The organism is Streptomyces sp. NPDC001750 (assembly GCF_042892615.1).
Lineage (GTDB): Bacteria > Actinomycetota > Actinomycetes > Streptomycetales > Streptomycetaceae > Streptomyces.
Genome location: NZ_JBIAUE010000016.1, coordinates 112,355 through 131,894 on the forward strand (window position 1 = coordinate 112,355; position 19,540 = coordinate 131,894).

A 19,540-nucleotide genomic window follows, 5' to 3' on the forward strand; every position below is an offset into this window, starting at 1 on the left:
GGGTCCCGCTCATGGCACACTGCTGCCAAACAGCGCATGGGGAGGTCTGAAGTGAGCGAACCGCGGTCCGCCCCGACCGTCGGTCAGGTCGTTCTCGGCAAGCGCCTGCAGGATCTGCGGGAGCGTGTCGGCCTGAGCCGTGACCAGGCTGCCAAGGTGCTGCGGGTCGCACCCGCGACGGTACGCCGGATGGAGACCGCCGAGGTCGCCCTGAAGATCCCCTATGTCCAGATGCTGCTGAAGGCGTACGGCATCTCCGACGACGAGGCCGACGCCTTCGTGGAGCTCGCCGAGGAGGCCAACAAGCCCGGCTGGTGGCAGCGCTACCACGACGTGCTCCCCGACTGGTTCAGCATGTACGTCAGCCTGGAGGGCGCCGCGAGCCTCCTGCGCATGTACGAGCCGCACTTCGTCCCCGGTCTGCTCCAGACCGAGGACTACGCGCGCTCGGTGTTGCGCACGGGTGCCGTCGGCCAGACCAGGCCCGAGGACATCGAACGCCATGTCGCGCTGCGCATGAGACGTCAGTCCCTGCTCCACGGGCCGGACGCCCCGAAGCTGTGGGTGGTGATGGACGAGACGGTGCTGCGCCGTCCCGTCGGCAGCGTCGACGCGATGCGCGGGCAGATCGATCGGCTGCTGGAGGCCACCGAGATGCCGCATGTGACACTGCAGATCGCGGAGTTCTCGACCGGTCACCACCCGGGCACCTACGGCCCCTTCGTCATCTTCCGCTTCGGAGTGCCCGAACTCCCCGACATGGTTTACAGCGAGTACCTGACCGGTGCCGTCTACTTCGACGCGCGCCCCGAGGTGGCCTCCTACCTCGAAGTCATGGACCGCATGGCGGCTCAGGCCGCGACTGCACAACGCACGAAGGAGATCCTCCGGGATTTCCGCAAGGAGCTGTGATGGATCCCATATACAACGGCATGCCGGCCGCCGAACTCGGTACCGAGGGCTGGCACAAGCCGTGGAGCGGTGGGAACGGGGGCAACTGCGTCGAAGCCATGAAACTGTCCGACGGCAGGGTCGCCGTCCGCCAGTCCGCCGATCCCGACGGCCCCGCACTCATCTACTCGCACCACGAGATCGCCGCCTTCATCCAGGGAGCCAAGTCGGGTCAGGCGGACTTCCTCCTGACCTGAGCGGTGGGTCCCGATGCCGGTCCGACGGTTCCTCCCCCAAATCCCCGGCGCCGGGACCCGCCCGCGTCCCACACTGCTGCTGTCCGCCGACCTATGGACCCATGGAGCGCGCTATGACCGGGCACGAGCCCCGAGCCGTGGAGATCGACACCAGCCGTCCGCATCCCGCACGGATGTACGACTGGTTTCTCGGTGGCAAGGACAACTACCCGGTCGACGAACAGATGGCCCGGGAGCTGCTGGCCCTCCAGCCCCGGGGGCGGGACATGGCCCGGGTCAACCGGGCCTTCATGCACCGGGCCACCCGGTGGCTGGCGGAGAACGGAATCCGCCAGTTCCTCGACATCGGCGCCGGAATCCCCACCGAGCCCAACCTCCACCAGATAGCCCAGCGCATCGCCTCGGACGCGCGGGTCGTCTACTGCGACAACGACCCGATCGTCCTCGCGCACGCGGCGGCCCTGCTGCGCTCCACCCCCGAGGGGGCCACCGACTACATCCAGGCCGACGCGCGCGAACCCGACGCCATTCTCGAACAGGCCGGCCACGTTCTCGACTTCGACCGGCCGATCGCGCTGTCGATGCTGGCCCTGCTGCACTTCCTGGACGACGAGGATGGCGCGGCCGAGATCGTCGACCGCCTGGTGAGCAGGCTCCCCCCGGGGAGTTTCCTGGTGCTCTCGCAGACCACGGGGGACTACGACCCGGAGGGGGCGGCGACGGCCTCCGCCATGTACAAGGCGCGCGGGATGACGCTGCGGCTGCGGTCCCGCGCCGAGTTCACCGCGTTCTTCGACGGGCTCGAACTCGTCGAGCCGGGCGTCTCGCTCTCCGCGGACTGGCACCCGGAACTCGGCGAGGCCGTCGACGTCCCGATGGACGAGCCGATCCCGGGCTACGCGGGCGTCGCCCGCAAGCACTGACCGCCCCGGCCGGGCCGGGACCTCCCGGGCGCTCCCGCCCGGGCCCGCAGGACACAATGGACACATGTCACGACGCAGCATACGACCGAGGCGGTCCACCGCCCCCGCCGGGCGGCCCTCCGCGATCACCGACCGGTCGCCGTGCCCCTGCGGACTGCCCGGCACCTACGGGGACTGCTGCGGCCGGTTCCACACGGGCACCGCCGCCGCTCCGACCTGCGAGGCCCTGATGCGCTCCCGGTACGCGGCGTTCGCCGTCCGGGACGAGGCGTATCTGCTCCGCACCTGGCACCCCGGCACCCGGCCGCCCGCCGTCGACTTCGATCCCGGGACGCGGTGGGTGCGCCTGGAGGTCCTGGGGACGACCGACGGCAGCGCCTTCCACACCGCGGGCACGGTCACCTTCCGCGCACACTTCACCGTCGCCGGACAGCCGGACTCGCTGTACGAGAAGAGCCGCTTCGTGCGGTCCGATGGCGCCTGGGTGTACGAGGCCGCGGACTTCGCCGAGTAGGTCCCGCGCCGGATCACCAGGCACTGCCGGGGCGCACCGGCAGCCCCGGGTGATGAGCGGCGAGGATCTTGTTGGCGCGCGCCAGCTCCCCGAGCGCCTGTTCGCGGTCCGCCTGGTCCTCGGCGCAGAGCCGTGGACCGCGGAACCGGCGCACCTCCCGCGCGGCGCACGCGGCGTCGAGTTCCGCCCGCAGGATGCGCGGGGGGATGCAGGACCCGATCAGCGCGGCGACCCGGTCCGGGATCGGCACGGGGACGAGGAGGTGCGAGGCGGTCATGGGGGGTTCCCTCTCGGATGGTCGGCCAGGAGGCGGTGCCGGGTACGGCCGCCGGGTGGCGGCCGACTCCTCCATGTCTACGGGACACAGGTCCGGGTTTCTCCTTGAGAACGTCTCCGTGTGGCAACCGTTTGGGACTGACCGGCTATTTCGCCTTACCGCTGGGTAAGTTGACCCGTCGTGCCGTGCGTGATCCGATTCCGGCCCGCTCGCCCCGCGGTTCGCGGGCGTCGTCGCCTCCGGCGCGCAGTTGCAGCCGCAGCGCGCGCAGCACCGCCTCGGTCGAGAACCGGGCCTCGGGGTCGACGAGCTGCTCGCCGAAGATGGATTCCAGGTTGCGCATCCGGTAGCGGACCGTCTGCGGGTGCACGTCGAGCAGTTCGCCCATCTGGGCGGCGGTGCCCCGGGTGTCGAGCCAGATCCGCAGGGTCTCGATCAGCCGCTCCCGCCGGTTCGCGCTGATCCCGGCGAGCGGGGCGAGTTCGCGGCGCGCCAGCTGGTCGAGGAGGGCCGTGTCGGACAACAGCCAGAGTGTGATCAGGTGGTCCTCGCAGCGGACGACCGGCTCGTCGTCGATGACGCCCGCGTCCACGAGTTCGAGCACCCGGCGGGCCCAGCGGATCGAGTCGGAGGCCATGGCGGTGGGGACGGTCAGTCCGACCGCGGCGTGGTGCCCCGGGAGCGTTCGGTCGAGCATGCGTCTTCGCGCGTCGTCGAACGCCCCCGGGATCAATAAGTGTGGCTGGGGATCGGTGAAGTCGACCAGTACGTCCCGGTCGGCGCCCGGTCCGCCCGGATCCGGCGAGGAGCGCACCGCCACGAGCGTCACCTCGTCGGGCATCGTCCAGCCGGTCTGCTCGCACAGTTCGGCGATGGCCGTACGGGGGACGGGGCGTCCGGCGAGCAGGAGATGCAGCAGCCGCCGTCTGAGGGTGCCCGTGTGGTCGGCCGAGGCCGCGCGGACCTCCATGTAGCCCTCGCGGGAGAGCGCCTCCAGTTCGTCGACGTAGGTGAACAGGGCGTCGGCGAAGGCGAGCATCATCGTGGGGGAGAGGTTGTAGCGTCGGCCGATCTTCTTGGCCCGGCGGAGCGCGATCCGTGCGCCCAGCCGGTAGGCGCCGTGCAACTGGTCCAGGGTGCGGCCCTCGTACGCCTCGTACCGGCCGAACCTCCGGCACATCTCGTCGCGCAGGGTGGAGGGGGCGGTCGGCTCGGCGACCTGGTCCACGAAGACGGAGATGGTCTGCTCGACGCCCACCCGGATGCCCTGTCCGTACGGGCCGTCGAGCAGTCGCGCGTACACGGGGTAGGCCCGGGTGACCTCCAGTCCGATCTCCTTGATCAGGCTGGGTATCTCGGGACGAACGATCGCAGCGAACTCCTGCGGCAGCGGCCCGAGCGGCTCTCCGAGTTCCGAGGGTTGCACAACTCCCGGCATTCCTCTGTCCCTTGCTCTCCGGCGCCCGATGGGGGGTGGGCCGTGGGAGGAGCGCTCCCAAGCCGTCAGGTGCGTACCAACGTGGGCTGCTGAAGATAGTCCACGCACGCGCGTGTGGACACAGGCACGACCGGACGAGATGTAGGGGGCACGTACCACCGTCGCGGGCGCGACGTGCCGGGACGCACGGATTCATGGATTCCGTTTCGTCCGCCGCGCGTGCGCGCCGGACCGGTGTTCCGTGACGGGAATTCCCGGGGTTGCCCCGGTGAATACGCGCCGTTCTTGCGTGCGGGGGAATGCGATACGTCTGCCGTCGGACGGGCGGGCCCACCGTTTCATCGGTGCGAAGTCGAAGAGAGTGCGTCGCGGGATCGTGCGTGCGGCCTTCTCCCTATACGGGGCCGGAATTCAATCCGGCCGAATCCCCTGTTGTGCCTTCGGTCGGCGAGAGGGTCTTCCGGGTCACCGTGCGGATACGGCGTGGCATGCGAGGGGATGGCTGATGTCCAGTCAGATAGCCCTTGACCAGGGAGGGTTGGCGCGACAGGGGTCGAGTGTGCTGTGCGCGGGCGGTCCGGGACCCTTCGCGGGGGCGCCGTGACTGCTCACTTCTGGACAAGATTTCACGGCTCGGCACTCGCGTCACGACAAATTGCCGACCGGGATTCGCGCTTCGGGAGATTCTTCGTCACGACTGTTGCGGAGCCACGTTACCCGACCGTAGCGTCTTCGCCGAACGCAAGTGGTCGCGCAGTCGGTCAGGCCGGACTGCCACTTCTCTGTCCTGTGCCCCCATCGGAGTTCCAGCCATTCCGGCGGGACGGGTTCTCCGCATGGGTCACGCCTTCTGAAGGGAAATGGAATCGTGAACACCCTTGCACGCAGAGCCGCATTCGTCACCGCAGCATTCGGCGCGGCCATCGGGATGACGGTGTCGTCGGCCTCGGCCACCACCGCGTCGCACTCCTGGACGGTCAGCCCGGGCGGCGCATTCACCGCCAGCGCCACGCTCCCGACGCTGGACGTCCCCCTCGTCCAGCTCGTCTGCGACTCCTCCGCCGTGACGTCCGGGACACTCAAGACGACCAGCGCCGACGGCGTGGGGATCGGCAGCATCAACAACATCACGTTCACCGGCTGCGACGTGGGCGGCATCTCCTTCACCGTCTCCATGACGGCGACGCCCTGGAAGATCAACGTCATTCAGCCCAACGCCACGCACGCGGACTGGGTCGACGGAACCGTCAGCGACATCTCGGCGCACATCTCCGGCGTCGGCTGCAACGCGGACTTCAAGGGCAAGGTGTACGGGCACTACGACAACACCAAGGGCTCCCTCGTCATCGACGGCACGGGAAGCGACCTGAAGGCGTCCAACGCCAGCTGCCTCGGCCTCATCAGCAACGGTGACGTGGCCAGCTTCAACGCCGAGTACGTGGTGAGCCCGAAGCAGAAGATCACCGCCACGTCGTGACGTGGCGGAGCCGGGCGGAAGACGGCCCGGTCCACCTCCGGCTCGGGGTGGTGGCGGACGACGGTTCGCCACCACCCCGAGCGGCCGTTCACGGCCCGCCCGTCGCCCCTGGCACCGGGGACCCGCACGGCGGGACCGCACCGGGGATCCGCCGGTCCGGGGCCGTACCCCAGCAGCACCCCGTACCAGGGAGGACAGGGCCAGAATGAACGTGAAGACATCGGCGACCGGCGGCAGGCGATCGGTGCGCCTGGCATCGGTCGCGGCCGTCGCGCTCCTCGCGGGGCTGCTGTCCGGTTCCGGATCGGCCGCCGAGGAGGGCGGTTCGGCGGTGACCCTCGCCTACGACTGCGCCCTGCCGGGCGGCACCGGCCGGGTCACCGTCCGGGTCACCACGGCCTTCCCGTCCTCCGGGACCGCGGGGACACCGCTGGAGAGCGGTCCGGTGACGGTCGACGTACGGCTCGCGCGGTCGGACCTGGAGGCGCTGCTGCCGGCCGGCACCGAGGTGGTGGCGAGCACCGCGACGCTCGCGGTGGGGATCAGGCAGCAGGACCGGTCGGCCGAGGCCCGGTGGCTGGACCTGCCGGCGCCGGGCTCCGCCGTCCCCGCCGAGGGCGAGGTGAGCCTCGTCCACACCGGACCCGTCCCGTCGGTGACGCTGCCGGCCGCGGGCGACGTCACCTTCACCGCGGGGCGGCTCACGCTCGGACTGCGTCCCGTCGCGGACACCGCCCCGGAGGCCGGAGCGGAGAGCGGGCCGGCCGCCGCCCCGCCGCTCGGCTGCGAGCCCGCGGAGGACGGCGGCAGGCCGCTGGCGACCGTTCCGGTGACGGCCGGCCCGCCCGACCCCTGGCCGTCGGGGACCGAGGGGGACGAGGGGTCCCGGGGCACGGATGGGAGCGCGGACGCAGGTGACCGCATCGCGGTGGAGCCGCGGACGGCGGAGGCCGGGAGCGAGGAGCCGTGCCCCGTCGATCCGCCCACCGGAACCGCGGACTGGAGCGACGCGCCGAAACCGCCGGAGGGCGGCCCCGTCATGGAGGTCGACATCCCCGGCGGCGGAACGTTCGGCTGTGCCTACGCGGTCGGCATGGCCACCGTGTACAAGCTGAACGGGGCGATGATCATCAACGATCCCGCCAAGAAGCCCGGTCTGATCAGCGTCCTGGCCAACGTGCACCGCGGACAGCGGGCGGCCAACGCCCCGGGGGGCTACTACCTGCGGCTCGACTCGCTCGGGAACCTGAAGCTGCCGGACGCCGACTCCACCTTCCTGACGTTCGGGTTCCAGCCGGTGTCCGCGAAGGTGGAGTTCGAGAACGGGCCGCTCACCATCTCGACAGGGAACATCGGCACGGGCAGCACCAAGACCTACTTCGCCACGGCCTCGTTCAAGCAGTCGCTGCGACTGCGCGACGTCGAGGTCAACGGGACCCCCCTGGACGTGGGCCCGAACTGCCGCACCGCGGCACCGTTCAAGGTGGTCCTGAACGGCGACTTCCCGAAGTACGTCAATGTCTTCGGCGGAGGCCCCATGAACGGGAAGGTCGAGATCCCGCCGTTCTCCGGCTGCGGGACCGGCGGTGAGGACCTGGACAACCTTTTCACGGCGGCCATCTCGGGTCCCGGGAACGTCGTCGCGATGAACCAGGGCATGACCTGCGTCCCCTCGGACAGCAGCACCTTCTGCCCGCCGACCGTGCCGACGCTGCCCGGCAAGGAGACTCCCGCCGGCTGACCGCCGGCCCCCGGCCGAGGAGCGGCCGGCGGGCGCGCGTCGGCCGGGCGACGGGAGCTGCCGGACAGCGGGCGGGGCCACCCTCTGAGGACGGCCCCGCCCGCTGTCCGGCCGGCTGTGCCGGTTACCGTGCCGCCGAGTGCCAGTACTGCGACATCAGCCTGCCCGCGTCGGGGGCGGCGCTGCTCGGGTCGTTGATCGTGGCGACGTACGTCTGGGCGTCGTTCAGGACCACGTCGTTGTCGCCCGAGGCGGAGGGGAGCCCGGTCTTCAGGTTCACCGCCCAGTCGAGCAGGCCCAGGCCGCAGCCGCTCGCGCCCGGGACCGCGTAGGCGGTGTCCGCCTGGTTGGCGCCGAGAAGGCTGATGCGGCCCATCACGCCGGCCGGGTCGGGGGTGCCGTCACCGGCGAACTGCTGGGTGCCCGGGGTGGGGCGGGTCAGGTTCTGCGGGCGGAGCAGGATCGGCTTCGAGGCGGAGCCGATGTAGCAGGCGTCGCCGAGGAACGGGTTCTGCAGATGGATGCGCACCGGGAGCGTGATGATCGGCTTGCCCGTGGTGACGCCCGCCAGGAGCTGGAAGTCGCTGGGGTTGCCCACCGATTCGATGGTGGCGGTGACCCGGTTCAGGGTGCTGTTCGTGATCTGGTTGCAGATGCCGCTGATCACCGGGATGTCGCTGGGGCACATGAGCCCGAGCAGTCCGCCGGGGATCTGCGCGGAGTCGGCCACCAGGGCGCCGCCGGCGGGCGAGACCACCGTCGAGCCGCCGCCGGGGTGCGTGACCACACCGACCTGGAGGTCGCTGGCGCCCACCGGCACGGTCGTGTTGCCGAGCTTGATGGAGCCGCTGGCGGAGTGCGAGGAGACGCAGACCGCAGTGTCGTTCAACCCGTCGGCGGCCAGCATGGCCGACGCGTCCACCGGGCACCGGGTGAAGGGCGCCCAGTGGCCGTTGAGGCCCGTGGCGGCGGTGGCCGATCCCACGGACGCGAAGGCGGCGAGCGCGGTGAAGGAGGCCAGCAGCCCCAGGCGCGCCCGTCTCGAACCAGATCTCATGTCGTCCCCTTTTCGGGCAGCCGCCACCGGGCGGCCACATAAGCGGAGTTGCTCGGTCTTTCTCTGACACACCAAAACCGGCACCTTTTCGGGCCAAGCGCAACGGGTGTACAGACCTTCGGTTTGCGGTACGGGTGCCGGAGTCCGCGGCAAACAATGCAGAAACGGACCTCCCTTTCACCGAGCCGTGAGGTTACTGGCGAGGAACACCGCCGCACAATCCTGTTGTCCGAGATGATTGCCCCGTGACCGGTTCCTCGTTCCCGGATGAGCGTGCCACGAGGGCGACTTGTCATTCGGTGCGCACCCGCGTGATGGCGGAACCGGCCATCGTGGCAGTCTTTCGCAGGTGCGGAGAACTTGTCATCCGGTGACAGTTCGCCCCGGTTTCCTGCTCAATTCGTGCGAAGAACGCGAGGGGGTGGCGCGGGCTGTTGAAAACTTGGAGAACCGGTATTGCCCGGTCAGGTTACCCGGCCGTAACGTCGCCCCGTAGGCAACTCGGCCACGATGTCCGACGGTTGCTCCCTCTCGGAACGCGCGGGCCCGGCCCGGGCCCGCCGCTGGGGTTGCGCATCCGTCGACAAGGCGTACGCGGGAGTTTGTCATCGCATGACAAACGGGCCGGCTCCTGAAGAAATGGCTGTTCAAGGGCTTGTCCCGGCGGTCCTGATGAACTTAACGTGCGCCCCTCGGTGCACTTCTGTCACTTCGTGAGTGCATGCAGGAGGTGGGATGGGAATCGAAGTCGTCGTCGAGGGCCTTACCAAGTCTTTCGGCAAGCAGAACATCTGGCAGGACGTGTCGCTCACACTGCCCGCCGGTGAGGTAAGCGTGATGCTCGGCCCGTCCGGCACCGGAAAGACGGTTTTCCTCAAGTCCATCATCGGACTGCTGAAACCGGAGCGGGGACGCGTCCTCATCGATGGTGTCGACATGGTGAACAGTCCCGAGCGGGACATCATGGAGACGCGCAAACTGTTCGGGCTCATGTTTCAGGACGGCGCGCTCTTCGGCTCGATGTCGCTGTTCGACAACATCGCCTTTCCGCTGCGCGAGCACACCCGCAAGAAGGAATCCGAGATCCGGCGCATCGTCATGGAACGGATCGACATCGTCGGTCTGCTGGGCTCCGAGGGGAAACTGCCCGGAGAGATCTCCGGAGGGATGCGCAAACGCGCCGGGCTGGCCCGGGCCCTCGTGCTCGACCCGCAGATCATCCTGTGCGACGAGCCGGACTCCGGACTCGACCCGGTCCGCACCGCCTATCTCTCCCAGCTCCTCATCGACCTGAACGCGCAGATCGACGCGACGATGCTGATCGTCACCCACAACCTCGACATCGCGGCCACGGTCCCCGACAACATGGGCATGCTCTTCTGCCGCAACCTCGTCACCTTCGGTCCGCGCGAGGTTCTGCTGACCAGCGACGAACCGGTCGTCTCCCAGTTCCTCGCGGGGCGCCGGGAAGGGCCCATCGGCATGTCCGAGGAGAAGGACGCGGCCACCCTCGCCGCCGAGCGGAGGGACGCCGACGGTGCCGGATCCGCCCCGGCGCCGGGACCGCGCACCGTCGTGCCGCAGCTGGAGCCCTCGCCCGGGATGCCGGTCCGCCGGGCCGTCCAGCGCCGCCGCGAGCGGGTCCTCGGCATGATGGGCCAGCTCCCCGAGGCCGCCCGCACGGCCATCATGAACAGCTACGCCCCGGCCGCCGGCGGTGCCAGGCCATGACCGCCGACCTTCCGGTGCGGCCCCCCGGGCCGCCCGCCACCGACGTCCCGCCGCCGGACCCGGGGCCGGTGCGCAGACCGCCGACACGGCTCCTGGCGCCGCTGCGCGAGACCGGGAAACTCTTCGCGCTCGCCCTGTCCGTCACCCGGTCGGTCTTCCGAAGGCCGTTCCAGGTACGGGAGTTCGTCGAGCAGTTCTGGTTCATCGCCAGCGTCACCATCCTGCCCGCCGCCCTCGTCTCCATCCCGTTCGGCGCGGTCATCGCCCTCCAGGTCGGGTCGCTCACCCAGCAGCTCGGCGCCCAGTCCTTCACCGGCGGCGCCAGCGTCCTCGCCGTGATCCAGCAGGCCAGCCCGCTCATCGTGGCCCTGCTCATCTCCGGCGCGGGCGGCTCCGCGATCTGCGCGGACCTCGGCTCGCGGAAGATCCGCGAGGAACTCGACGCCATGGAGGTCATGGGCGTCTCACCCGTCCAGCGCCTGGTCGTCCCGCGCGTCCTGGCCACCATGGGCGTGGCCGTCCTGCTCAACGGACTGATCTCCGTCGTCGGCACCCTCGGCGGCTACTTCTTCAACGTGATCATGCAGCACGGCACCCCCGGCGCGTACCTCGCCAGCTTCTCCGCGCTCGCCCAGCTTCCCGACCTCTACATCAGCGAGGTGAAGGCGCTGATCTTCGGCTTCATCGCGGGCATCGTCGCCGCCCACCGCGGCCTGAACCCGCGCGGCGGACCCAAGGGCGTCGGGGACGCGGTCAACCAGTCCGTCGTCATCACCTTCATGCTGCTGTTCTTCGTGAACATGATCCTCACGGCGATCTATCTCCAGATCGTCCCCGCGAAGGGGAGCTGAGAGACGATGTCCATGCTCGGCTGGCTGGATCGCTCTGGCGACCAACTCACCTTCTACGTAAGAGCGTTGTTCTGGATCCCGCGCACCCTGCGGCGCTACCTCAAGGAGGTGCAGCGGCTCCTGGCCGAGGTCGCCTTCGGCAGCGGCGGACTCGGCGTCGTCGGCGGGACCATCGGCGTGATGATCGCCATGACCCTCTTCACGGGGACGGTCGTCGGCCTCCAGGGCTACGCCGCCCTCAACCAGATCGGCACGTCCGCGTTCACCGGCTTCATCTCCGCCTACTTCAACACCCGCGAGATCGCCCCGCTCGTCGCCGGACTCGCGCTCTCCGCGACGGTCGGCGCCGGGTTCACCGCCCAGCTCGGCGCGATGCGGATCAACGAGGAGGTGGACGCCCTCGAAGCGATGGGGGTGCGCTCCATGCCGTACCTCGTCACGACCCGGGTCATCGCCGGAGTGGTCGCGATCGTCCCGCTCTACGCCATCGGGCTGCTCTCGTCGTACGTGGCGTCCCGTTACGTCACCGTCCTGTTCAACGGACAGTCGGAAGGCACCTACGACCACTACTTCAACCTCTTCCTCTCCCCGGACGACGTGCTGCTGTCCGTGCTCAAGGTGCTCGTCTTCAGCGTGATGGTGATCCTCGCCCACTGCTACTACGGCTTCCGCGCCGAGGGCGGGCCCGCGGGGGTCGGCATCGCCGTGGGCCGGTCGGTGCGCAACGCCATCGTGCTGATCAGCGTCACCGACTTCTTCCTCTCGCTCGCCATCTGGGGCGCCACGACGACCGTGAAGGTGGCCGGATGATGCGGACGAAGAAGACGGGGACGACCCGCCGCCGGATCGCCGGGGTCGGCTTCCTCCTCGTGCCCGTCGCGCTCGTGTGGACCTCGGTCGCGGTGTACAACAAGGACTTCACCCACGACGCCACCGTGACCGTGCGCACCGGCACCGTCGGCAACGAGATGCACCGGAACGCGGATGTGAAACTGCGCGGCGTCGTCGTCGGACAGGTCCGTGCCATCGACGCGGACGGCGAGGGGGCCCGGCTCACACTCGCCATCCGGCCCGACGAGCTGGACCGCATCCCGGCGGACGTCACCGCCCAGATGCTGCCCACCACCCTCTTCGGCGAACGGTTCGTCGCCCTCGTGCCGCCCGAGACCCCCTCCGCGCGGACCCTGAAGGCGGGCGACACCATCCCGCAGGACCGCTCCGGCAACGCCATCGAACTGGAACAGGTCCTCGACAACGTCCTGCCGCTGCTCACCGCCGTGCAGCCGCAGAAGCTCTCCGCCACCCTCACCGCCGTCTCCCAGGCGCTCCAGGGCCGCGGCGAGAAGCTGGGCGAGACCCTGGTCACGCTCGACGCCCATCTGAAGAAGCTCAACCCCCAACTGCCCACGCTCAACGCCGACATCAAGGAGCTCGTCAGGGTGAGCGCCGTGTACGCGGACGCCGCCCCGGACGTCCTCGACGCCCTCACCGACTTCACCACCACGAGCGGCACCCTCGCCGAACAAGAGGCCGAACTCGCCGACCTGTACGGATCGACGACCGCCTCGGCCCAGGACGTCACCGCCTTCCTGAAGAAGAACAAGGACAACCTCATCCGGCTCTCCGCGACGAGCCGGCCGACACTGGAGACCCTCGCCACGTACTCCTCCGAGTTCCCCTGCACCCTGCGCACCCTCGCCACCTTCGTCCCGGCCATGGACAAGGCCCTCGGCAAGGGCACGAACCAGCCCGGACTGCACGTCACGCTCAAGACCGTGCCTTCCAAGGGGAAGTACGTGGCGGGCAGGGACACCCCCGTCTACGACGCGACCGGCGGACCGCACTGCTACTCCCTGCCCTACATCGGCGACACCGCGCCGACCGCGGACGTCCGTGCCGCGGACCGGGACCCGTCGGCCCGCTCCGGCCCCCGAGCCCCGGAGGAGGTCCCGGCGGCCGACGCGTCGCTCGGCATGCCCAACTCCCGGCAGGAGAGCCTGCTCGTCAACGAACTGGTCGCTCCCACACTGAAGGTCCAGCCGCGGGACCTGCCCGAGTGGAGCAGCGTGCTCATCGGCCCGGCCTTCCGCGGTGCGGAGGTGAAGCTCAGGTGAAGCGCCGCTCCCTCGCGGGACCGCTCGCGAAATCGATCGTCTTCGTCCTGGTGACGACGCTGGCCACCACCGTGCTGGCCCTGTCCGTCGCCAACACCGGCGTCGGTGGGACCAGTTCGTACAAGGCCAGGTTCACCGACGTCACCGGGCTGGTGGTCGGCGACAGCGTCCGGATCGCCGGGGTCGAGGTCGGGCAGGTCGAGTCCATCGAGGTCGCCGACCGCAGGCTCGCCGAGGTCGGTTTCACCGTGCGGAAGGGGCGCGGGCTCCCGGCGTCGGCGACCGCGTCGATCAAGTACCTCAACATGGTCGGACAGCGCTACATCGACCTCGACCGGGGCGCCGGGCCGGTGGGGGAGAGCCTCGCCGCCGGTTCCACCATCCCGGTCTCCCGCACCACGCCCGCCCTCGACCTCACCCAGCTCTTCAACGGCTTCCAGCCGCTGTTCGAAGGGCTCTCCCCGCCCGACGTCAACGAACTGGCCGGTTCCATCGTCCAGGTGCTCCAGGGCGAGGGCGGCACCGTCGACAGCATCCTCCAGCACGTCGGGTCGCTGACCGGCACCATCGCCGCCAAGGACAAGGTGATCGGCGAGGTGATCGAGAACCTCAACACGGTCCTGAAGACCGTCAACGACCGGGAGGCGGGCTTCGACGACCTCGTCGTCACCCTCCGCAAGCTCGTCAGCGGATTCGCCGGGGACCGCGAACCGCTCGGCCGCGCGGTCACCGCCATGGGCGCCCTGACCACCGTCACCGCCGACCTGCTCGACGACGGCCGGGGGCCCCTCAAGGACGACATCCGGCAGCTCGGCCGCCTTTCCGAACGGCTCGCCGACAACACTCCGCAGATCGAGAACTTCCTGCGCAGGACGCCCGCCAAGATGACGGCCATCACCCGCACCGCCTCGTACGGCTCCTGGCTCAACCTCTACCTCTGCGAGGCGAGGGTCACCGGTGTGACGACCAGCGACGGCAGCGCACCGCCCACCGGCATCGCCATTACCCAGCCGAGGTGCCTGTCATGAGGATCAAGCCCGTGCGCGAACGCAACCCCGTCCTCGTCGGCGTCGTCGGGCTGCTCGTCCTGGCCCTCGTCGGACTCGCCGCCTACCGGGCCGACTCGCTGCCGTTCATCGGCGGCGGCACGACGTACACCGCCGCCTTCACCGAGTCCGCCGGTCTCACCGAGGGCGACGAGGTACGGATCGCCGGGGTCAAGGTCGGCGAGGTCACCGAAGTCGCCCTCGACGGCGCCGAGGTGAAGGTGACCTTTCGGGTGCGGGACGCCTGGATCGGCGACTCCAGCACCGTGGGCATCGCCATCAAGACGCTCCTCGGCGAGAAGTACCTCGCGGTCGACCCGCTCGGCGACGGGCCGCAGGACCCGCACGAACGCATCACGACCAGCCGCACCACCTCCCCGTACGACGTCACCCAGGCGTTCGACGGCCTCGGCGAGACCATCGGGGAGATCGACACCCGGCAACTCGCCAAGAGCTTCGAGACGATCTCGGCCACGTTCAGGAACTCCCCGCCGAACGTCAAGAGCGCCGCGAACGGACTCTCCGCGCTCTCCAGGACCGTCTCCGAACGCGACGCGCAGCTCGCCACCCTCCTCAGGAGCAGCAAAAGGCTGACGAAGACCCTCGACGGCAAGAAGAGCAGTTTCGAGACCCTGCTGGAGGACGGCAACCTGCTCCTCGGCGAGATCCAGGCCCGCCGCGACTCCATCCACCTGCTGCTCACCGGCACTCGCGACCTGGGCACCCAGCTCACCGGTCTCGTCGCCGACAACAAGAAGCAGCTCGGGCCGACGCTCGACGCGCTCGGGCGGGTCACCGCCGTCCTGCGGAAGAACCGCAAGAGCCTCGACAAGGTGCTCGCGCTCGCCGGTTCGTACAACCGGCTCGTCGGCAACACCCTCGGGAACGGCCGCTGGTTCGACAACTACGTCTGCGGCGTCGTCCCGAAGAACTACCTGCCCGCCGGTACCCCGCCGGCCACCGGATGCATGCCTCCCCGGCAGGAAGGCGGCCACTGACATGAGACCGACCCGCATCGTCGGCATCGGCGCCGGGCTCGCCGTCATGGCCGTCGCCGCCACGACCGGGGTGATGGCCCTGGACGACCGGGGAGGCACCACCGTCACCGCGTACTTCGACCGGGCGACCGGCGTCTACGCCGGATCCGACCTGCGGATCCTCGGCGTGAAGGTCGGCCGGGTCCAGTCGGTGCGGCCACGCGGCAAGGAGGTCGAGGTCGTGCTGCGCGTCGACAAGGGCGTCAAGGTCCCGAAGAACGCCCATGCCGTCGTCGTCGCCCCCAGCATCGTCGCCGACCGGTACGTCCAGCTCGCCCCCGCCTACACCGGCGGACCGCTGCTCGCCGACGGCGCCGAACTCCCCGCCGCGCACAACGCCACCCCCGTCGAGGTCGACCAGCTCTACGCGTCCCTCACCGAACTGGCCGACGCGCTCGGCCCGGACGGCGCCAACGCGCAGGGCGCGCTCGCCGGACTCCTCGACACCGGGGCCAAGAACCTCAAGGGCAACGGCAAGGACATCGGGAACTCCATCGAGCAGTTCGGCAAGGCGACGAAGACCCTCGACAAGAGCAGCGGGGACCTCTTCGAGACGCTGTCCTACCTCCAGTCGTTCACCACCATGCTGAAGGACAACGACGGCGAGGTGCGCGACGCCGAACGCCAACTGAACTCCGTGACCGGCTTCCTGGCCGACGACAAGAAGAACCTCGGCGCCGCGCTCAAGGAACTCGGCACGGCGCTCGCCCAGGTCAAGACCTTCATCCAGGACAACCGCTCCGCGCTCAAGAAGAACGTGGACGCGCTGGTGCCGCTCACCCAGACCCTCGTCGACCAGCGTGCCTCGCTGGCCGAGTCCCTCGACGTCCTTCCCCTCTCGGCGGGCAACGTGCTGAACGCGTACGACCCGAAGAACCGCACACTCAACGGCCGCACCGACCTCAACGAACTCAGCATGGGCGGCCCCCTCACCCAGCCGGCCGCCGGTCTTCGGGGGCTCTCCCCGGTGGGCACCGAACGGCAGCGGGCGCTGCCCTCGCTGCCGCTGCCCGCGGTGGGCACGGTCTACGGCACGCCCGACAAGAACGGGAGCGACGATGCGTCCGTTCACGACGCGGGGAAGCGGAAGGGGACGGGCCGATGAGCGGAAGACTCCGCGGATCCCGGACCCCCGCGGCGGCCCGGGCCACCACCCTGGGGGTGTTCGGCGCCGTCTGCGCCCTTGTCCTCGCCGGCTGCGCGGCCCCTCGGTTCTCGGGCATCGAGCAACTGCCGCTGCCCGGCGGAGCGGACCTCGGCGACCACCCGTACGAGGTCACCGCCGACTTCGGGGACGTGCTCAGCCTCGCCCCGCAGTCCTCGGTGAAGGTCAACGACGTCTCCGTGGGCCGTGTCACCAGGATCTCGCTCGTCCCGGGCAGCTGGCACGCGAGGGTCACCATGCGGGTCAACGGGGACGTGGAACTCCCCGCCAACGCCTACGCGCACCTCGAACAGTCCAGCCTCCTCGGCGAGAAGTACATCCAGCTCTCGCCGCCCGCGCGAGGCACCGCGCGCGGCACCCTCGCCGACGGCGACCGGATCCCGCTCACCCGCACCAATCGCAACCCCGAGGTCGAGGAGGTGTTCGGCGCCCTGTCGATGCTCCTGAACGGCGGCGGCATCAACCAGCTGAAGACCATCACCACCGAACTCAACAAGGCGATGGCCGGGAACGAGCCCAGGATCCGCTCGATGCTCCACCGGGTCGACACACTCGTCACCGACCTCGACGCGCACCGCGAGGACATCACCGAGGCCCTCGACGGCGTCAACCGGCTCTCCACCACCCTCGCCACCCGCAAACAGCAGGTGGGCAAGGTCCTCACCGACCTCAGCCCCGGCATGAAGGTCCTGGAGAAGCAGCGCGGTTCCCTGCTGACCATGCTCCGGGCCCTCGACACCCTCTCCACCGTCGCCGTCGACACCATCGACAGGAGCAAGGACGACACGATCGCCGACCTGAAGGCCATCGCACCCACCCTCAAGGCGCTCGCGGACTCCGGGAACGACCTGCCCGACTCCCTCCAGGTCCTGCTCACCTACCCGTTCACGGACGAGGTGCTGCGCGGGGTGAAGGGGGACTACCTCAACGTGTACCTGGACCTGACCGCCGTGCCCGGCACACAGATCATCCCGGCGTTCGACCCGGACGCGGTGACGGCACCGGCGGCGAGGGCGGCCGTGCCGCCGGCCGGCGCGGCACTGCCGCTGCCGCTTCCCCCGGTCACGGCACCGGCCACGGTCTCCGGGACAACGGCTCCGGGCAGGCCCGGCGCGACCGCCCCGACCGCGACGGCCCCGGGCACGCCCCGGACAACGGCGCCCGGCACACATCCGTCGGCGTCGCCGGACGGTCCGTCGGCCTCGGACGAGGCGTCGCCCTTGGAGGGGAGCAACCGGTGATCACCCTCGCCATCAGACTGAAGAACATCGCTTTCCTGATCATCGCGGTGCTGGTGCTCGGCTACCTCGGGGTCCGGTACGCCGGCCTCGGTCACTACGTCGGCCTGCGCGACTACTACACCGTCACGGTCCAACTCCCCAGGACGGGTGGCCTGTTCACCCACTCCAACGTCACCTACCGAGGAGTCTCCGTCGGACGGGTCGGCCCCATCGAGCTCACCGACGACGGCGTCGCGGCCGAACTGCGCATCGACAACTCCGCACCGCCCATCCCCGACGGCCTGAAAGCCGTAGTGGCCAACCTGTCGGCGGTCGGGGAGCAGTACGTCGACCTGCTGCCGACCCGCTCCGGCGGCCCCTACCTGGCGAACGGCTCGGTCATCCTGCAGGCCGACACCAACGTCCCGGCCCCCGTGACGAACGTCCTCACCAGCGTCGACGCCCTCGCCGGTTCGGTCGACCTGGAGTCGCTGCGGACCGTGGTCGACGAGTTCGGCGCCGCGTTCACCGGCCGGGGCGACGACCTCCAGGTCCTCCTGGACACCGGCAGCGACTTCGTACAGGCGGCCGACGACGCGCTGCCCACCAACACGAAGCTGATGGCCGACGGACAGGTGGTACTGCGCACACAGGCCGAACAGGGCGAGGCGCTCAAGGGGTTCGCCTCGGGTGCCGAGGAACTGGCGGCCCAGCTCAAGGGGTCGGACACGGACCTGCGGAAGCTGATCGCCGCCGCCCCCGACGCCACCGGGCAGATCAGCGGCCTGCTGCGCGATCTCGACCCCGCTTTCGGCGTCGTCGTCGCGAACCTCCTGACCACGTCCGAGGTGGCGGTGACCCGGCAGCGCGGCATGGAGGAACTGCTGGTGAAACTGCCCGCGGTGGTGGCGGCCGGGGCCAGCGCGATCGACGAGGACGGCGCCAGGTTCGGCATGTCCGTCACTTTCTTCGAACCGCTGCCGTGCATCGCCGGATACGGCGGCACCACCTACCGCAACGGTCTCGACACGTCGAAGGGCCCGGCGGTCAACACCAAGGCGCGCTGCACCGCATCGCCGGGCACCGGCATCAACGTGCGCGGCAGTGCGAACGCGCCGAAGGGCGGTCCGCTGCCGAAGCCCGCCAGACCCGGCTCGCTGCTCCTCGGGGCCGATGCCGGAGGAGAGCTCCCCGGCGTGCTCGGGTCCGTCGGAATCCCGGAGCCCGCCCCGAGGGGCATGGCCGGGCTGCTCGGACTGGAGGCCGGCCGATGAGCACGCGTGCAAGGACCATGACCGCCTGGGCGGCCGTACTCGTCGCCGCGCTGGTCTGCGCGCTCGGCGGCTGGTCGTACGCACGGGCGCGGGGCGACGACACACTCGCGTACGCGAAGAGCCGCGATGCCGCCCTGGCGGCGGGCAGACACCATCTCGCCCGGCTGAACAGCCTGGACGGCAAGGACGCCCGGAGCGTGGACGAGGGATTGCGGCAGTGGCTCGACGCCTCCACCGGACCCCTGCACGACCAGCTCGCCCGTACCCGGAAGAAGGACGCGAGCGATCTGCGCCGCAACGGTGGCACGGCGCGCGGCACCGTCACCGACGCGGCGCTCACCGCCCTCGACGAACGGGCCGGTACCGCCGAGCTGATCGCGACCGTGGACGTCCGGATCACCCCGCGCACCGGTCGGCCGGGCACCGAGCGCAAGCGCTTCGAGGCCACGCTCGCCCGGACCGGGGACGGCTGGAAGGTCAAGGCGCTGACGGCGATCGCGGCCGGTGGCGCATGAGGAGCGGGGGAG

Annotated in this window: 19 protein-coding genes; 16 read left to right on the forward strand and 3 right to left on the reverse strand. The window is 70.1% G+C overall.

Annotation, left to right across the window (positions count from 1 at the left end):
* Positions 1 to 51 precede the first annotated feature (51 nt).
* The 4 genes from ACFYY6_RS23870 to ACFYY6_RS23885 all read left to right on the forward strand — a co-directional run bounded on the left by ACFYY6_RS23870 (position 52) and on the right by ACFYY6_RS23885 (position 2,585).
* Positions 52 to 912, forward strand: a complete 861-nt coding sequence (locus ACFYY6_RS23870) for a helix-turn-helix transcriptional regulator (protein ID WP_351524722.1) — start codon at positions 52 to 54, stop codon at positions 910 to 912.
* The gene (locus ACFYY6_RS23875) at positions 912 to 1,148 is read left to right on the forward strand and encodes a DUF397 domain-containing protein (protein WP_073781424.1); all 237 of its coding nucleotides are present in this window, start codon (positions 912 to 914) and stop codon (positions 1,146 to 1,148) included. The genes ACFYY6_RS23870 and ACFYY6_RS23875 overlap by 1 nt, the downstream gene beginning before the upstream one ends.
* Positions 1,149 to 1,261: 113 nt before the next feature.
* On the forward strand, positions 1,262 to 2,071 hold the full coding sequence (locus tag ACFYY6_RS23880; RefSeq protein ID WP_386609701.1) for an SAM-dependent methyltransferase: 810 nt from the start codon (positions 1,262 to 1,264) through the stop codon (positions 2,069 to 2,071).
* Positions 2,072 to 2,135: 64 nt separating this feature from the next.
* The gene (locus ACFYY6_RS23885; protein ID WP_351630166.1) at positions 2,136 to 2,585 is read left to right on the forward strand and encodes a YchJ family metal-binding protein; all 450 of its coding nucleotides are present in this window, start codon (positions 2,136 to 2,138) and stop codon (positions 2,583 to 2,585) included.
* A 13-nt stretch (positions 2,586 to 2,598) separates the two neighbouring features.
* Here the strand turns inward: ACFYY6_RS23885 and ACFYY6_RS23890 are convergent, their stop codons facing one another.
* Complete coding sequence (locus tag ACFYY6_RS23890; protein ID WP_351524719.1) at positions 2,599 to 2,862, reverse strand: hypothetical protein; 264 nt, start codon at positions 2,860 to 2,862, stop codon at positions 2,599 to 2,601.
* Positions 2,863 to 3,007: 145 nt separating this feature from the next.
* Positions 3,008 to 4,300, reverse strand: a complete 1,293-nt coding sequence (locus ACFYY6_RS23895; protein ID WP_351524718.1) for a helix-turn-helix domain-containing protein — start codon at positions 4,298 to 4,300, stop codon at positions 3,008 to 3,010.
* An 868-nt stretch (positions 4,301 to 5,168) separates the two neighbouring features.
* On the opposite strand from ACFYY6_RS23895, the gene ACFYY6_RS23900 reads away from it, so the two are divergent.
* Both ACFYY6_RS23900 and ACFYY6_RS23905 read left to right on the forward strand, forming a co-directional pair.
* Positions 5,169 to 5,777, forward strand: a complete 609-nt coding sequence (locus tag ACFYY6_RS23900) for a hypothetical protein (protein WP_351524717.1) — start codon at positions 5,169 to 5,171, stop codon at positions 5,775 to 5,777.
* Positions 5,778 to 5,982: 205 nt separating this feature from the next.
* On the forward strand, positions 5,983 to 7,518 hold the full coding sequence (locus ACFYY6_RS23905; RefSeq protein ID WP_351526189.1) for a DUF6801 domain-containing protein: 1,536 nt from the start codon (positions 5,983 to 5,985) through the stop codon (positions 7,516 to 7,518).
* Positions 7,519 to 7,642: 124 nt separating this feature from the next.
* Here the strand turns inward: ACFYY6_RS23905 and ACFYY6_RS23910 are convergent, their stop codons facing one another.
* Positions 7,643 to 8,575: a hypothetical protein gene (locus tag ACFYY6_RS23910; protein ID WP_351520010.1), complete on the reverse strand. Its 933-nt coding sequence runs from the start codon at positions 8,573 to 8,575 to the stop codon at positions 7,643 to 7,645.
* 735 nt (positions 8,576 to 9,310) lie between these two features.
* Between ACFYY6_RS23910 and ACFYY6_RS23915 the strand changes: the two genes are divergently transcribed.
* Genes ACFYY6_RS23915 through ACFYY6_RS23960 form a run of 10 tightly spaced genes read left to right on the forward strand, consistent with a single transcriptional unit; the run spans position 9,311 to position 19,528 of the window.
* The gene (locus ACFYY6_RS23915; protein ID WP_351630157.1) at positions 9,311 to 10,306 is read left to right on the forward strand and encodes an ATP-binding cassette domain-containing protein; all 996 of its coding nucleotides are present in this window, start codon (positions 9,311 to 9,313) and stop codon (positions 10,304 to 10,306) included.
* Positions 10,303 to 11,157, forward strand: a complete 855-nt coding sequence (locus tag ACFYY6_RS23920; RefSeq protein WP_389195021.1) for an MlaE family ABC transporter permease — start codon at positions 10,303 to 10,305, stop codon at positions 11,155 to 11,157. Before ACFYY6_RS23915 ends, ACFYY6_RS23920 begins: the two co-directional genes overlap by 4 nt.
* Positions 11,158 to 11,163: 6 nt before the next feature.
* Complete coding sequence (locus ACFYY6_RS23925) at positions 11,164 to 11,967, forward strand: ABC transporter permease (RefSeq protein ID WP_351520004.1); 804 nt, start codon at positions 11,164 to 11,166, stop codon at positions 11,965 to 11,967.
* On the forward strand, positions 11,967 to 13,271 hold the full coding sequence (locus ACFYY6_RS23930; RefSeq protein WP_351520013.1) for an MCE family protein: 1,305 nt from the start codon (positions 11,967 to 11,969) through the stop codon (positions 13,269 to 13,271). Before ACFYY6_RS23925 ends, ACFYY6_RS23930 begins: the two co-directional genes overlap by 1 nt.
* On the forward strand, positions 13,268 to 14,299 hold the full coding sequence (locus ACFYY6_RS23935; protein WP_351520002.1) for an MCE family protein: 1,032 nt from the start codon (positions 13,268 to 13,270) through the stop codon (positions 14,297 to 14,299). Before ACFYY6_RS23930 ends, ACFYY6_RS23935 begins: the two co-directional genes overlap by 4 nt.
* The gene (locus ACFYY6_RS23940) at positions 14,296 to 15,315 is read left to right on the forward strand and encodes an MCE family protein (RefSeq protein WP_389195024.1); all 1,020 of its coding nucleotides are present in this window, start codon (positions 14,296 to 14,298) and stop codon (positions 15,313 to 15,315) included. The genes ACFYY6_RS23935 and ACFYY6_RS23940 overlap by 4 nt, the downstream gene beginning before the upstream one ends.
* Position 15,316: 1 nt before the next feature.
* Entirely contained in the window at positions 15,317 to 16,459 is a 1,143-nt protein-coding gene (locus ACFYY6_RS23945; RefSeq protein ID WP_351520000.1) for an MCE family protein, read from the forward strand.
* The gene (locus tag ACFYY6_RS23950; RefSeq protein WP_389195027.1) at positions 16,456 to 17,760 is read left to right on the forward strand and encodes an MCE family protein; all 1,305 of its coding nucleotides are present in this window, start codon (positions 16,456 to 16,458) and stop codon (positions 17,758 to 17,760) included. The genes ACFYY6_RS23945 and ACFYY6_RS23950 overlap by 4 nt, the downstream gene beginning before the upstream one ends.
* Positions 17,757 to 19,013 carry an MCE family protein gene (locus ACFYY6_RS23955; RefSeq protein WP_389195030.1) on the forward strand — a complete coding sequence of 419 codons (1,257 nt, stop codon included), beginning with the start codon at positions 17,757 to 17,759 and terminating at the stop codon, positions 19,011 to 19,013. The genes ACFYY6_RS23950 and ACFYY6_RS23955 overlap by 4 nt, the downstream gene beginning before the upstream one ends.
* Positions 19,010 to 19,528, forward strand: coding sequence for a hypothetical protein (locus ACFYY6_RS23960; protein WP_351630135.1), 519 nt, complete (start codon positions 19,010 to 19,012; stop codon positions 19,526 to 19,528). Before ACFYY6_RS23955 ends, ACFYY6_RS23960 begins: the two co-directional genes overlap by 4 nt.
* The last annotated feature ends 12 nt before the right edge of the window (positions 19,529 to 19,540 follow it).

What these genes read in the sequence shown, in the direction of transcription:
- ACFYY6_RS23880 (WP_386609701.1), top strand. Translation starts at nt 1,262, where the DNA reads ATGACCGGGCACGAGCCCCGAGCCGTGGAGATCGACACCAGCCGTCCG.
- ACFYY6_RS23930 (WP_351520013.1), top strand. Translation starts at nt 11,967, where the DNA reads ATGCGGACGAAGAAGACGGGGACGACCCGCCGCCGGATCGCCGGGGTC.
- ACFYY6_RS23925 (WP_351520004.1), top strand. Translation starts at nt 11,164, where the DNA reads ATGTCCATGCTCGGCTGGCTGGATCGCTCTGGCGACCAACTCACCTTC.
- ACFYY6_RS23910 (WP_351520010.1), bottom strand. Translation starts at nt 8,575, where the DNA reads ATGAGATCTGGTTCGAGACGGGCGCGCCTGGGGCTGCTGGCCTCCTTC.
- ACFYY6_RS23875 (WP_073781424.1), top strand. Translation starts at nt 912, where the DNA reads ATGGATCCCATATACAACGGCATGCCGGCCGCCGAACTCGGTACCGAG.
- ACFYY6_RS23920 (WP_389195021.1), top strand. Translation starts at nt 10,303, where the DNA reads ATGACCGCCGACCTTCCGGTGCGGCCCCCCGGGCCGCCCGCCACCGAC.
- ACFYY6_RS23895 (WP_351524718.1), bottom strand. Translation starts at nt 4,300, where the DNA reads ATGCCGGGAGTTGTGCAACCCTCGGAACTCGGAGAGCCGCTCGGGCCG.
- ACFYY6_RS23905 (WP_351526189.1), top strand. Translation starts at nt 5,983, where the DNA reads ATGAACGTGAAGACATCGGCGACCGGCGGCAGGCGATCGGTGCGCCTG.
- ACFYY6_RS23885 (WP_351630166.1), top strand. Translation starts at nt 2,136, where the DNA reads ATGTCACGACGCAGCATACGACCGAGGCGGTCCACCGCCCCCGCCGGG.
- ACFYY6_RS23915 (WP_351630157.1), top strand. Translation starts at nt 9,311, where the DNA reads ATGGGAATCGAAGTCGTCGTCGAGGGCCTTACCAAGTCTTTCGGCAAG.
- ACFYY6_RS23945 (WP_351520000.1), top strand. Translation starts at nt 15,317, where the DNA reads ATGAGACCGACCCGCATCGTCGGCATCGGCGCCGGGCTCGCCGTCATG.
- ACFYY6_RS23950 (WP_389195027.1), top strand. Translation starts at nt 16,456, where the DNA reads ATGAGCGGAAGACTCCGCGGATCCCGGACCCCCGCGGCGGCCCGGGCC.
- ACFYY6_RS23960 (WP_351630135.1), top strand. Translation starts at nt 19,010, where the DNA reads ATGAGCACGCGTGCAAGGACCATGACCGCCTGGGCGGCCGTACTCGTC.
- ACFYY6_RS23940 (WP_389195024.1), top strand. Translation starts at nt 14,296, where the DNA reads ATGAGGATCAAGCCCGTGCGCGAACGCAACCCCGTCCTCGTCGGCGTC.
- ACFYY6_RS23890 (WP_351524719.1), bottom strand. Translation starts at nt 2,862, where the DNA reads ATGACCGCCTCGCACCTCCTCGTCCCCGTGCCGATCCCGGACCGGGTC.